We start from the raw sequence: 12228 nt of genomic DNA, 5'->3' as shown, positions 1-12228 counted from the left end.
CAAGTCCGGCCTCGGGCACCATTGTTATTTTTTTGTAGATACTCCACAAGATTACTTAAAGTGATACAACTCGATGCCCGAGTGGTGGAATTGGTAGACACAAGGGATTTAAAATCCCTCGCTCTTAGAGTGTGCCGGTTCAAGTCCGGCCTCGGGCACCATTGTTATTTTTTTGTAGATACTCCACAAGATTACTTAAAGTGATACAACTCGATGCCCGAGTGGTGGAATTGGTAGACACAAGGGATTTAAAATCCCTCGCTCTTAGAGTGTGCCGGTTCAAGTCCGGCCTCGGGCACCATCTATATTATTAATATCCAAGTTATTTCAAAACATCATCATTTCAATTAAAACTTTTGCTTCAATTCCATCTAGACTATTTAAAGGGATATAATATTGAAGCTTTGCGCGTCGATTAGTTGGCAGAGGAAATAGCGCTGCTGTAAGCGCTAATTGGTAATTATTTTAATTACTTGCTTTGTTAATAATAAAGTGTTTGGCTTCTTCAGATAAACATCTATTGGATATATAGTTAGTGCTTTTATTTAACTTTAATAAGAAGCCTTTTTTAGTTTGTTTTATTTCGTTGATTTCAGTCCATAAATTCTTAACATCAACGAAATCTGATTTAACAAATATACCCTCTTCATTCATCATTAATTGAATTGTATTACCCGATGCTTTACTAAGCCTTTGGCGCATTAACCACCAAGCTTTGTTGTAATAAACACTTAATGCTTCAACCACACCTAAAGATAAAATAAACCAAGCTAAATATTTATCTATTGGGCTAAAAATTAAAATCACACCCGACGTTACTAGTCCAATAGATTTATAGTATGCGCGAATACTGGTATCTGTAGTAACAGACTCATCATAGCACTCACTAAAATGTGTTTTATCTAAAACGTAACGGGTTGAAAAGATGAATTCTGTGGTCATTAAAGTATATCAAAAATGAATTTTATATATTTTACCTATAAGTTTTTATTAAATCGATAAAACAGATGATAAATATTTCTTTTATTAAAGTAGCGTGGGTATATACCCAAGCCACTTCAAGATGTGAGGTTCAGGACTGCTGAGCAATTCATGATCTAGGCGCATCTTTGCATTAATGGTTACTCCCTTAAAAAAAGATGGAACAACGAGCATGATTTGCTCAGGTGTCCCTGTAAGGTTGGTTTATAAATACTTTGATGCAGCGTTATTGATTTTGAAAAGGGAATAACCATGTTCTTCAATCAATGCCTTGCCTAAAGCATTTCTAATTCCAACTGAATCCTGCATCTTGAAGTGGTTTGGGTATATATGCTATTCCAAATTGCTTATTAGAAGTAGGCCCCTATAAACTCATATCTGAATTGGCTTATGATAAATATGTGGTTTTATGTTACCCTTGAGCGGTTTAGATAGCCCATTACTGCAAAAAACAATACCAATAAATATGCCTGAATATTGGTATAATAAAAAGGTGTCAAATGAATAAAATAAAAAGTTTAATTACGTGCAGTATCTTAGTTGCAAACTTTGCATCAGCAAGTAATAAAATTGATGAGAAAGTAGCTTCACCAGCAGATATAATAAAAAATGCACCTACCAGTGATTGGCGTAAACTAAACCCTGAAAATACTTTATATTTAGAGCTAGTAGAAGGCACTGTTGTTATTGAACTTAACCCTGAGTTAGCGCCTGGACATGTTGACAACATTAAACTATTGGCCAGAGAAGGTTTTTATAAAAACTTAAATGTCTACCGTTTTGTAGAAGGTTTTGTCGCACAAGGCGGCGATGCCAAAGAAACCAGAAAACCACAAGTAGGAAAATCCGCAATTAAAGCAGAGTTTTATAAAATAACAAAATCAGCTCAAACAATCACTTTAGTGGATGATAAAGATGGATATGCCAGTCGCACAGGTTTTTTAAATGGTTTTACTGTTGCACAAAATGATGATGCAACTAAAACATGGCAAACACATTGCCCTGGGACATTTGCGATGGCCAGAGGTAACTCCGCAGATAGTGGCGGTACAGAGTTTTACGTGGCTTTAGGTGCAATTAGATATTTAGATCATAATATTACCTCTTTTGGTCGTGTGATCTCAGGCATGGAGTATATTCAACGTCTTGAACGTCAACCAAAAGGTGATAGTGATTTAGCATTTAAAAATTACAATGTGATCAAAGATGTTAAAGTAGCTGCTGATCACTTAAAAGATAGACCTTTAGTGATAGATATCATGAAAACAGAGTCAGAGTCTTTTAAAGCGCTGATTAAAGCGAGAAGAAACCGTCCTGAAGACTGGTTCTTAGCGACTCCTAATTACACCGATATATGCGCTGTTTCAGTACCTATGCGTCAAGGTTAAGTTTGTTTTAATGTCCCCTTTAAGTTAGTTGTTAACTTAAAGGAAAACAATATAGTTTGTCGTTATTATCTAGGGACCCTCTTTAACCTGTTTTACCTATTTTTTGAGCTAGCTTCTTAAGTACATGAATAAATTTTGGTTCTTTTGTTATATCTAAAATCTGAGATAAATTATTAAAGCGATACTCAAGACTAAAACCCGGCTCAATAGCATGGTTGAACAAGGATATTGCCTTTTGCGTTTCGTTGAACTTAAATAATAAAAGCGCCTTAATAAATTTAAGCTCAGGCCACTGATCCCCACCTAGTATTCCGCTATTAATTTGTTGTTTTACAATTGACGCTTTGGAAAACGGCGGATAAATTACACCGTAGATTAAAGCAGCTAAAATACAAATCACCTTTTAAGCGGATGAAAATGAACTCATGGCGAAACTCCATGAGTCCATTAGCAAGCTATGCGATGCCAAACAGTTGGTTTAAAGATATTGGTTTATATCAGATAGACGAAGTGAAAACGGGTGTTCTTGCTTCTTATTACTAATAATAGATAAGAAATAGTAAATTGCATGAGCCGTATACGAGGTCCGTACGTACGGTTTTGTGAGAGGGATGAGGCAAAAACCTCACCCTACTCGATAATTAGAATGCACTTAAGGAAAAATATGAAAATTAAATCACTATCTTTGTTATTCATCTTAATTTTAACTTTGATTATACCCGTTTTTGCAAGCAATAAAGCGGTTAAAATAGACAAGAATGTTAGCGGATTTCACAAAATAAAAGAGTTTAGTGGTACAGTTTTAGTTGCACATAATAATAAAGTAATTTTTGAAAAAGCCTATGGTTTTGCTAATTTTGAATGGGAAATAAAAAACACCCTAGATACAAAGTTTAGAATAGGCTCTATAATAAAAAAATTTACAGCCATGTTAATAATGCAATAGGTAGAAGAAAATGTAATAAAGTTAGATTCTACTATCAGTGAATATTTAACAGATTTTCGTAAAGATATTGGCGAAAAAGTAACAATACATCAATTGCTTAATCACACATCAGGTATTCCAAACTATTAGCGTATTAAAAATTTTAGAAAAAAGATTAGTCTAAATTTTTATTCTATAGATGAATTTACTAAAAAATTTTACAGCGAAGACTTAGACTATGAACCTGCTACTAACTTCTCATGCAGCAATTCAAGTTATTTTATACTGGGTAATCTTATTGAAAAAGTGACAAATCAAAATTATGCCGCTGTGTTAACTGAAAAAATACTCAATCCTTTAGGAATGAATAATGCAGGTTATGACACTAGTTCAGGTATATTAAAAAATAGAGCCTATGGATATGAAAGACAGCTCAATGGTTATATCAATACCGATTACCTTGATATGTCGATGCCTTATTCTGCAGGGGGCTATGTATTCAACTGTCAGGGATCTGGATATTTGGGATGAAGCTTTATATTTAAAACAATTAATAAGTGAAAATATGAAGCAAAAAATGTTTCAAATATCACAATTTAAAAATTATGCATATGGTTGGGAAGTCAATGATATTCCAGTTTTTGAATTTGGTAAAAAGCTAACAAGTATTACCCATGGGGGTGGTATAAATGCTTTTAATTCAAGTATTACTCGAATTTTGTTCAAGGTGAGGGCATGAGTGAAAGAAGCTTGAATCACTTTGGTTATGAATTACTAGAACTAAATTTAAATAAAGAAGCAATTGTAATTTTCAAATTGAATATTGTACATCACCCTAAATCTTCAAATGCCTATGATAGTTTAGCTGAAGGGTATTTATCTATAAAAAATAATAAATTGGCATTAAGTAACTATCAAAAATTATTGGCACTAGATAAAGAAAATGGAAATGCAAAACAAGCAATAATGAAATTAACGACATCGATTTAAGAATTACATATTGTAAGTATAAAAGCGGATAAAGCTAAAACTAAGTTGATTTAGCCGCTTCTTATTATTAAATTACTGCCGATTAGTTTTTATTAAAAACGGAATATCATCATTGTTTGAAGAGCGATAAGGATTAATATCTAAGCCGCCACGGCGGGTATAACGGGCATAAACTTCTAACTCTTTGATACCCAGTCTAGTTTGCATATCACAATAAACTCTTTCAACGCATTGTTCATGAAATTCATTATGATTTCTAAATGATATTAAATAGCGTAGTAAGCTTTCATGACATATTTGAGTACCAGAATAACGTATTACAATACTTGCCCAATCTGGTTGTGATGTGATCAAACAGTTAGATTTTAATAAATGGCTATGAAGGGTTTCAGTTACTTGTTTATTGTTATCGGCTAACTTTAATAAATTACTATTAAATTGATAATCATTTATTTCAATGTCTAATTCATCAATACATAAGCCTGGTAGGGCAGTTAATTGTAAAGCAGATAACTCATTAGCTTTATATAATTTCATTTGAACTGGTGCATTAACAGCTTGAGATAAATCACGTTCAAGATGTGCTTGAACCGTTTGCCAATCAACAAAGCGGCTTTGATTAAAGCTATTTAAGTAGAGTTTAAATGACTTAGATTCAACTAAATGGCTGCTTTGGCATGGAAAAATAAACTCGGCAACGGCAACTTGAGGTTTTCCTTTTACATTTAACCAAGATAACTCATAACCAGTCCATAGATCTTGGCCCTTAAAAGGTAACTCAGACTCAACAATATTTAGTTGATCACGGTTTAGTTTACGTGGAATAGGGAAAAGCAAACTTGCGTCATATTGATCTTTATATTCAGTTTGTTGGCCTAAAAGCGTGCCTTTTAGTGCTTCAGAATTGTCGTATGCTGTCATATATATAAATTTTGCTTTTAAGGTTACAATTACGTCCATTGTAACGAAAGTTAAGTGATCATGCAGTATGTCTGTTTATAAAAAATTAGAAAGCCTATTTAATCAGTATCAAACTCAAGCAAAGCAACAAACCGGACAATATCCCTTAGTGGCACATGATGAGCAATGGCCAAGCCCATGTGAAATGAATAACACGCTAATGAACAGCCAAATTCAATGGCAAGCAGTTGAACAAAATCCTAAAAGTGCTATGGATAACTTAAGTAAGGCTTTGGAAGTTGCGTTTCCAGCAGAAATAGGCGAATTTTATGGCAATTTTTACGCCGATAATATTTCGGTGAGCTCTCCTTGGGGGCAATTGATATTGTTACAAGCTTGGAGTGAAACTGATTATGACCAATTACAGCAAAATATAACTGGTCATGTATTAATGAAAAAAAAATTAAAACATGATGAAACTGTTTTTATAGCTCTAACGCAAGAAGATGATTTATTAGTGACAGTAGAAAATTGTACTGGTTCAGTATGGCTTGAATATGTTGGTAAACGTCCACATCAAAAAATTGCTGACTCTATCAGTGAATTTTTAGCACAAGTTGAAGCCGATTTTAGTGTTTAATCGAACGAGACTCCCGATGAAATATGACGGGAGTAACGATTTCTGAATAATTACTTTTATTATGCGTTTATATTTAGAACGAACTGATGATATAACTCAGGTAAATTAGCTAATACTGCTTCTTTTCCTGAAAAATCATACTGCTTTAAAGCTATCTCAAGTTTTTTAACTGACAATTTTTTAAGCATCATATCAGCTGTCTCTTTATGGCTTATATGCCAAGGCTCACAAGCGATTCCCCCCCGATATTGGTCGTATGGTTTATAAAAGCCAAATTGCGCCATATTCTTATCTAACCAAGCAGCTAAAGCACCAAATCGACCACCCTCAATATATTCGTCTTGCTGTAAACGTATTTGATATTTATCAGTGATAGTTGCTTTGTCATAAAAGTCAAAATCGGTTCCCCAGTGATGTCTACTTGCACCAGGTAGGGCCGAAAACAACATAATGGCTTGGCATTTTTCTAAATCAGACAAGCCATTAAATTCAACTGGTTCATCATGGATGTCAAATACTGGATTAATACCAGTGTATTTTTTTTGCCAAATCATTAATTGCCTGTCAAAATTTCTAAAGCTAGAAGCAATTGCTAAGTCAAAACCAGCTTGCTTTGCGGCAATAGTCAGTGACTGTAAATCACAGACAATTGCCCAATTAACCAGTGAACCGTGAAATTCGACTAAATGTTTTTCACTTTGCCCGGTAAGAATTTCAGAGGAAAACATCATGTTAAAATCTCTATTAAAATTTGCTCGTAAACATCTGTGAGTATTTCAAGATCATTTGCCTTTACACATTCATCAATTTTATGAATAGTGGCATTACAAGGGCCTAATTCAATCACTTGAGCACCGGTTTGTGCTATAAAGCGGCCGTCAGAAGTTCCGCCTGATGTTTCTAATGATGTATCAATATTTTGAACATTTTTAATTGCTTTTATAGTAGCATCAACTAACGGGCCACTGTCAGTTAAAAATGGTAGGCCATTCCTAGTCCAGTTTAGTTCATAATTAACATTATATTTTTGTATAATGTCATTAACTTTATTTTGTAGGATTTCCATAGTCACCTCAGTGCTAAACCTGAAGTTAAATTGAATCTCTACTGAGCCAGGTATGACATTACCTGCACCTGTGCCACCGTTTATGTTTGATATTTGAAAACTGGTGGCTGGGAAAAATGCATTACCAGAATCCCAGTGAGTATCTGTTAACTCTTTAATAATAGGGGTTGCTAAATGAATCGGATTTTCTGCAAGTTGCGGGTAAGCCACATGTCCTTGAATACCTTTCACCGTTAAAAATCCGGTTAATGAACCACGGCGGCCATTTTTAACAACATCGCCTAAAATATTAGTCGAAGAGGGTTCTCCTACTAAGCACATATCCATTTTTTCATTTCGTTTTTCAAGCTTATCAATCACACGAGTTGTACCATTGATAAATGGGCCTTCTTCATCTGATGTGATTAAAAATGCAATTGAACCTTTATGATCTGGGTGTTTAGCAATGAAACGTTCTGTAGCAACAACCATCGCTGCTAAGGATCCTTTCATATCGGCTGCGCCACGGCCATGTAGGAAGCCATCTTTTAGTTCGCCGCTAAATGGTGGTAGTTTCCATTCATTTTCAGGTCCGGTTGGCACAACATCTGTATGACCAGCAAAACAAAAAACTGGTGATTTATCACCTTTTCGAGCCCACATATTTTGAGTATCAACAAAAAACATGTTTTCGATATTAAAACCCACTTCAGTTAAGCGATTTGCCATTAATTGCTGGCAACCTTCATCTAAAGGGGTAACTGAAGGGCGCTGAATAAGTGCTTGCGCTAAAGCGATGACAGGAGGGGTCATTTATTAAAAATCTCTTTATATTGCAGGTCTTTAAAAGCTAAATGAGATGCGTTGTTATGAACTAATAAAGGACGTTTTATCATAGCTGGAAATTCTAATAATAATTCAAGCGCAGACTGTTTGTTTAAACCTTCTTTTTGTTCTTGAGTTAACTGACGGTAAGTCGTGCCGCGTTTATTTAATAATAACTCCCAACCAAGAGCAGCTTCAAATTCAACTAACATTTCATTTGTTAAACCTTGTACACGATAATCATGAAATTCAAATGCAATACCATTAGTTTCTAACCATTTTTTAGCTTTTTTTATCGTGTCGCAGTTTTTTATGCCGTACATAACGGTTTTATTCATCTTCAATTCCAGTTTTTAGTCTTTTAATTAGCGATATTTAAACATATTTGTAAGTGATTTTCAGCTAAACAATAATTCTCCTTATGGACTACTTTAATCATAGATCAAAGTTTTAAGTTGTGGTGAACGCTTCGATTAGTGTTTTTTAGCTGTAATCTTAAATAGGATATCTTCACCTGCAGTGAGCTGGACTTGAGAGTAATAAATAGCGCCTAATTTTTTATGGTTTAACACGGTTACGGAAGCAAAAATGGGTGTTGGTATTTTTCTTAAATCAAAATGTACCACGGGTTCAGCTGCTTTTATTGTTTGGTTTTCATGTTTTTTTATTGCAAGACCAGATAAAGGAAAGTGAATAGGGTCTATGTTTAGCGCGACTAATAATCTCAATCCGTTTTTTGCTTTAAAATAAACTTCTGTTCCTCCCATTTTTATTTGTTCTATCACACCATCAAATGGTGCTAAAATTTTATGATTCGTTATTTCAAAAGCTAATCCACAACCAAGAATACCGGTTGAAAAAATTGCTTCAGGATGTTCTGCTAATGGTAAAACCTTCCCTGTTAGCGGTGACGTTACAGGAAAACCTAAATTGACGACTTGTTGTTCTGTTGCAAAAATAACTTGTTTGTGAATTGACATTATTGACCGTTGATTATGTTATATCCATCTTGTTGGAGGCTATTAATGGCATTTTCAATAAATTCTTGTTTAATTAAAATGTAATCTGTATCAAAAGTTGATATGGCAAAAATAGATATTTTTTCTTGTGCGAGTATACCAGAAATATTTGATAAAATTCCCGTCATAGAAAACCCTAATGGTCCTAAAACTTCTAATGCTGCCCAGCCAGACTCTGATTCATTACTATTAAGTGTTATAGAATCAGGGCACACGATAGAAAGTTCATCATAGGTTTTGGCTATAAAAAAAACGGTCGCGGAATAAACTTTTTCTGGAATTTGTTCCGAAGGATCAAAACTATGAATTGTAAATGCTTCTTTCATTAATTCTAAGGATTGTTTTGACATAAATTTCCTTATTGAAAATTATTCTACTTAACATATTAGCCTAGAAAGCGATTTAACTGAACTATGCTTGGTCAATAGTAAGCTATTTATTAAAATTACGCTTATTAGGGCTGTTAGGCAAGTTTAACTTTATTTATTTTTCTTAATAATTCACAGTAAGCTGTAATTATGGGTGCTTCAGGTAAATTAAAGTTATTAGCGGTTGAAAGTAATACTTTATAAATACTTTCATATCGAGGTCATATTGAATTGGTAGATGTTTTCTTTTCCACAGATTCTGTGGATAACCTTGTGGGTTACCTGGGTTTTCATCTTTAAGTTGTTGTTATATATATTTAAATTTATATGGCACAAAAATTGATTGATTTTGTTCTCAGTAAAAATAGAAATAAACAGATTAAACTCTTAGTTTATTTCTATTTTCGTAAGCTTTGCACATTATTTCTTATAAAACATGGTAAAATACGTACTTTATATGTATTTTTATTGCGTAGCCTGTATTGCGGTTAATGCAATGGTATAAATAATATCATCCACCAAAGCGCCTCGACTTAAGTCATTTACAGGTTTTCTCATTCCTTGTAGCATAGGTCCAATACTGATTAAGTCAGCACTTCTTTGCACCGCTTTGTAAGTTGTGTTACCAGTATTAAGATCTGGAAATATAAACACAGTTGCTTGCCCTGCTACAGGGCTATTAGGTGCTTTTTTAAAAGCTACATTTTCCATAATGGCAGCATCGTATTGTAAAGGTCCATCGATGATTAAATCAGGTCGTTTGGATTGTGCTATTTCAGTGGCTAATTTCACTTTTTCAACATCAGCACCGACACCAGAGTTACTCGTACTGTAGCTTATCATGGCCACTTTAGGTTCAATTCCAAAAGCAGCAGAATCAGCAGATTGAATTGCAATATCAGCTAGTTGCTCTGCAGCGACGACATTGGTAAGCCCTTTACTTTTACGTAATTCAACCATAATTTCTATATAGTTCTCACGTACTTCATCAGGGGAAATTACGGTAACGTTTTCATCTAACTGAACACCTTGTTGTGCTGCAATTCTGAATATTTCTTTTTTATCACCTAATAAAATGGTTTTAGCGATATTTCGTTCACCACATATTGCAGCTGCTTTAACTGTTCTAGGTTCTTCACCTTCAGGTAAAACAATTGTTTTTTGAGATTTTTTTGCTTTACTTGCAAGTAAGTGGCGAAATGCAGGAGGTGACATTTTTCGATTTGTCGTCACGCCATGGGTTAAACTTTTTAACCAATCAGCATCCAAATAAGCAGCATTATGATCTTTTACTTTTTCAATACGCTGTTCATCGTCTGCTGGCACTTCCATATTAAAGTTATGTAATAAAAGTGAAGTACGCCATGTATCTGTTTTAGTTGATATAATAGGTAATCCGGTTTGCATTGCCTGTTCACATAATTTCATTATGCTAGATTCAGGTTTAAAGCCACCGGTTAATAATATTGCCCCTAATTTAGTACCGTTCATTGCAGATAAGCATGCGGCAATTAGAATATCAGTTCTGTCGCCAGGCGTTACTAATAAAATACCTAGTGTGAAATGACTTAGCATGTTTGACACTGTTCTGGCACAAAATGCAATACGTCGTAAACGCCTATGTTTCAAATCACCCTCATTAATAATTTTAGCATCTAAGTACTTAACTAAATCCATTACACGAGGTGCAACTAAATCAAAGGTCCAAGGCACACTTCCAAGTAATTTAAACTGGTTATTGCTAAATAAAGGTAAAGAAGCAAGTCTATGCTGTTCGCCCTCTAATTTATCAGTATCAAATTGTTCTACTAAGTCGGCACGTACTCGGCCTTCTTCATCAACGGGGGCATTCACTTTGTTAAAAATACAGCCTAAAACACGTTGGTGTCTCACACCGCCATAATTGCCAGATGCGATTTCTAATTTTTCTTCAAGCTGTGCCGTGGTGTCATTACCTGGAGTAATGACAAAAATTATTTCAGCACCTAAAGCTTGTGCTATTTCTCTATTCACGCGGCCAGCATAAGGTTGCTTACGAGTAGGCACCATACCTTCTATTATTGCAACGTCACCTTTAGTTATATATTGCTCAAATCGTGATACTACTTCTTCTAAAAGCAGATCAGCTCTACCAGCACTGATCATTTTTTCAGCATAGGATAAATCAAAAGATGGGGGAGGCTGTATTAATGAGCCTTTTTTAACAATTTCAGCAGATTTTTCAGGACCTTTATCACTACTTCTTGGTTGTGCTATTGGTTTAAAAAAATTAACTTTAACGGTTTTTTGTTCAAGTGCGCGCACTAAACCAACAGAGGTAGATGTTAAACCGACACCCGTAGAAACAGGTATTAACATAATACGATGAGACATTATTGTGCCTCCAAAATTAGTTGAGCTGAATCTTGTGCGATCACCCACTCTTCATTGGTAGGAATAACAAGCGCAACAGGACCAGTTTGGTTATTAGTAATAATACCTGATTGGCCAAAACGTGCTGCTAAGTTTTTATTTTGGTCAACGGACAAACCAAATATCGTCAGTAAATTAAGCACTTTTTCACGTATAATATTTGAGTTTTCACCTATGCCTCCTGTGAAAATAATGGCATCAAGTTTACTTAAAGGTACAGTATAAGAAGCAATGTATTTAGCTAAACGATAACAAAAAATATCTAAAGCGAGTATTGCTTGTGGATTTTGATTTTTATATTCTTCTTCTATTGTTCGACAATCATGCGACAGTTTACTTATACCTAGTAGACCACTTTTTTTATTGAGTAACTCATCTATCTTTTTAGCTGAATATCCTAAGTTACTTAAGAAACTAAATATGCTAGGATCAATATCACCACTACGGGTACCCATCACCAAACCTTCTAATGGTGTAATGCCCATACTTGTATCTAGGCTTTTACCCCCTTTGATTGCGGTAACAGAGCAGCCATTACCTAAATGTGCACTAATTAAATTAATATTTTCAATTGGTTTTTGTAAAACAAGGGCAGCTTGCCTAGATACAAAATAATGGCTTGTACCGTGAAAACCATAGCGACGTACACTGTGTTCTTTATATAAACTATATGGCAATGCATATAGGTAAGCTTTTGAAGGCATAGTTTGATCAGGGCAATCGCATTAAAATATT

At 34.5% G+C, this 12228-nt stretch carries 14 protein-coding genes, 2 tRNA genes and 2 pseudogenes; 7 read left to right on the top strand and 11 right to left on the bottom strand.

The window, feature by feature from the left end; all coding sequences use genetic code 11:
• The first annotated feature begins 75 nt into the window (after window positions 1-75).
• A tRNA-Leu gene (locus CJF42_RS23065) sits at window positions 76-161 on the top strand.
• Window positions 162-215: 54 nt separating this feature from the next.
• Window positions 216-301: transfer RNA gene (locus CJF42_RS23060), tRNA-Leu, on the top strand.
• Between the two features lie 164 nt (window positions 302-465).
• On the opposite strand, the gene CJF42_RS23055 is transcribed toward CJF42_RS23060, so the two are convergent.
• Together CJF42_RS23055 and CJF42_RS29155 are read right to left on the bottom strand one after the other, a co-directional pair.
• Entirely contained in the window at window positions 466-942 is a 477-nt protein-coding gene (locus CJF42_RS23055) for a YcxB family protein (protein ID WP_095368908.1), read from the bottom strand.
• 84 nt (window positions 943-1026) lie between these two features.
• Window positions 1027-1155, bottom strand: a complete 129-nt coding sequence (locus tag CJF42_RS29155) for a hypothetical protein (RefSeq protein ID WP_286203524.1) — start codon at window positions 1153-1155, stop codon at window positions 1027-1029.
• A 326-nt stretch (window positions 1156-1481) separates the two neighbouring features.
• On the opposite strand from CJF42_RS29155, the gene CJF42_RS23050 reads away from it, so the two are divergent.
• A complete protein-coding gene (locus CJF42_RS23050) occupies window positions 1482-2369 on the top strand; it encodes a peptidylprolyl isomerase (RefSeq protein WP_095368907.1) in 888 nt (295 codons plus the stop codon).
• 82 nt (window positions 2370-2451) lie between these two features.
• On the opposite strand, the gene CJF42_RS26975 is transcribed toward CJF42_RS23050, so the two are convergent.
• A complete protein-coding gene (locus CJF42_RS26975) occupies window positions 2452-2769 on the bottom strand; it encodes a hypothetical protein (protein WP_141235637.1) in 318 nt (105 codons plus the stop codon).
• 168 nt (window positions 2770-2937) lie between these two features.
• Here CJF42_RS26975 and CJF42_RS28855 point away from each other — a divergent pair.
• The 3 genes and pseudogenes from CJF42_RS28855 to CJF42_RS23030 all read left to right on the top strand — a co-directional run bounded on the left by CJF42_RS28855 (window position 2938) and on the right by CJF42_RS23030 (window position 4284).
• Window positions 2938-3825 (top strand): annotated as a pseudogene (locus CJF42_RS28855) (serine hydrolase domain-containing protein).
• Window positions 3710-4033 carry a beta-lactamase family protein gene (locus CJF42_RS26965; protein WP_141235636.1) on the top strand — a complete coding sequence of 108 codons (324 nt, stop codon included), beginning with the start codon at window positions 3710-3712 and terminating at the stop codon, window positions 4031-4033. Before CJF42_RS28855 ends, CJF42_RS26965 begins: the two are co-directional and overlap by 116 nt.
• Window positions 4030-4284 carry a tetratricopeptide repeat protein gene (locus tag CJF42_RS23030; RefSeq protein ID WP_095368904.1) on the top strand — a complete coding sequence of 85 codons (255 nt, stop codon included), beginning with the start codon at window positions 4030-4032 and terminating at the stop codon, window positions 4282-4284. The genes CJF42_RS26965 and CJF42_RS23030 overlap by 4 nt, the downstream gene beginning before the upstream one ends.
• Window positions 4285-4356: 72 nt before the next feature.
• On the opposite strand, the gene queF is transcribed toward CJF42_RS23030, so the two are convergent.
• On the bottom strand, window positions 4357-5205 hold the full coding sequence (gene queF / locus CJF42_RS23025) for an NADPH-dependent 7-cyano-7-deazaguanine reductase QueF (RefSeq protein WP_095368903.1): 849 nt from the start codon (window positions 5203-5205) through the stop codon (window positions 4357-4359).
• Window positions 5206-5272: 67 nt separating this feature from the next.
• Between queF and syd the strand changes: the two genes are divergently transcribed.
• Window positions 5273-5824 carry a SecY-interacting protein gene (gene syd / locus CJF42_RS23020; RefSeq protein ID WP_095368902.1) on the top strand — a complete coding sequence of 184 codons (552 nt, stop codon included), beginning with the start codon at window positions 5273-5275 and terminating at the stop codon, window positions 5822-5824.
• Between the two features lie 59 nt (window positions 5825-5883).
• On the opposite strand, the gene CJF42_RS23015 is transcribed toward syd, so the two are convergent.
• The 7 genes and pseudogenes from CJF42_RS23015 to CJF42_RS22985 all read right to left on the bottom strand — a co-directional run.
• Window positions 5884-6555, bottom strand: coding sequence for a M15 family metallopeptidase (locus CJF42_RS23015; protein ID WP_095368901.1), 672 nt, complete (start codon window positions 6553-6555; stop codon window positions 5884-5886).
• On the bottom strand, window positions 6552-7682 hold the full coding sequence (dapE, locus tag CJF42_RS23010) for a succinyl-diaminopimelate desuccinylase (RefSeq protein ID WP_095368900.1): 1131 nt from the start codon (window positions 7680-7682) through the stop codon (window positions 6552-6554). Before dapE ends, CJF42_RS23015 begins: the two co-directional genes overlap by 4 nt.
• Complete coding sequence (locus CJF42_RS23005) at window positions 7679-8032, bottom strand: ArsC family reductase (RefSeq protein WP_252097715.1); 354 nt, start codon at window positions 8030-8032, stop codon at window positions 7679-7681. Before CJF42_RS23005 ends, dapE begins: the two co-directional genes overlap by 4 nt.
• Window positions 8033-8167: 135 nt before the next feature.
• A complete protein-coding gene (locus tag CJF42_RS23000) occupies window positions 8168-8674 on the bottom strand; it encodes a PTS glucose transporter subunit IIA (RefSeq protein ID WP_095368899.1) in 507 nt (168 codons plus the stop codon).
• Entirely contained in the window at window positions 8674-9063 is a 390-nt protein-coding gene (locus CJF42_RS22995) for an ACT domain-containing protein (protein WP_095368898.1), read from the bottom strand. The genes CJF42_RS23000 and CJF42_RS22995 overlap by 1 nt, the downstream gene beginning before the upstream one ends.
• A gap of 483 nt (window positions 9064-9546) precedes the next feature.
• Window positions 9547-11454 (bottom strand): phosphate acetyltransferase, encoded by a 1908-nt coding sequence (pta, locus tag CJF42_RS22990; RefSeq protein WP_095368897.1) that lies wholly within the window; start codon window positions 11452-11454, stop codon window positions 9547-9549.
• A pseudogene (locus CJF42_RS22985) lies at window positions 11454-12203 on the bottom strand (acetate/propionate family kinase); the annotation flags it as partial. The gene pta and the pseudogene CJF42_RS22985, both read right to left, overlap by 1 nt.
• Window positions 12204-12228: the final 25 nt, after the last annotated feature.

Source organism: Pseudoalteromonas sp. NBT06-2, from assembly GCF_002276045.1.
Lineage (GTDB): Bacteria > Pseudomonadota > Gammaproteobacteria > Enterobacterales > Alteromonadaceae > Pseudoalteromonas.
The sequence above is the reverse complement of the archived record's forward strand: the minus strand, read 5'-3'. Positions and strand labels throughout refer to the sequence as shown.

What these genes read in the sequence shown, in the direction of transcription:
- syd (WP_095368902.1), top strand. Translation starts at nt 5,273, where the DNA reads ATGTCTGTTTATAAAAAATTAGAAAGCCTATTTAATCAGTATCAAACT.
- CJF42_RS29155 (WP_286203524.1), bottom strand. Translation starts at nt 1,155, where the DNA reads ATGCTCGTTGTTCCATCTTTTTTTAAGGGAGTAACCATTAATGCAAAG.
- CJF42_RS23055 (WP_095368908.1), bottom strand. Translation starts at nt 942, where the DNA reads ATGACCACAGAATTCATCTTTTCAACCCGTTACGTTTTAGATAAAACA.
- CJF42_RS23030 (WP_095368904.1), top strand. Translation starts at nt 4,030, where the DNA reads ATGAGTGAAAGAAGCTTGAATCACTTTGGTTATGAATTACTAGAACTA.
- CJF42_RS26965 (WP_141235636.1), top strand. Translation starts at nt 3,710, where the DNA reads ATGGATATGAAAGACAGCTCAATGGTTATATCAATACCGATTACCTTG.
- CJF42_RS23015 (WP_095368901.1), bottom strand. Translation starts at nt 6,555, where the DNA reads ATGATGTTTTCCTCTGAAATTCTTACCGGGCAAAGTGAAAAACATTTA.
- CJF42_RS23000 (WP_095368899.1), bottom strand. Translation starts at nt 8,674, where the DNA reads ATGTCAATTCACAAACAAGTTATTTTTGCAACAGAACAACAAGTCGTC.
- CJF42_RS23005 (WP_252097715.1), bottom strand. Translation starts at nt 8,032, where the DNA reads ATGAATAAAACCGTTATGTACGGCATAAAAAACTGCGACACGATAAAA.
- CJF42_RS22995 (WP_095368898.1), bottom strand. Translation starts at nt 9,063, where the DNA reads ATGTCAAAACAATCCTTAGAATTAATGAAAGAAGCATTTACAATTCAT.
- CJF42_RS23050 (WP_095368907.1), top strand. Translation starts at nt 1,482, where the DNA reads ATGAATAAAATAAAAAGTTTAATTACGTGCAGTATCTTAGTTGCAAAC.
- dapE (WP_095368900.1), bottom strand. Translation starts at nt 7,682, where the DNA reads ATGACCCCTCCTGTCATCGCTTTAGCGCAAGCACTTATTCAGCGCCCT.
- queF (WP_095368903.1), bottom strand. Translation starts at nt 5,205, where the DNA reads ATGACAGCATACGACAATTCTGAAGCACTAAAAGGCACGCTTTTAGGC.
- pta (WP_095368897.1), bottom strand. Translation starts at nt 11,454, where the DNA reads ATGTCTCATCGTATTATGTTAATACCTGTTTCTACGGGTGTCGGTTTA.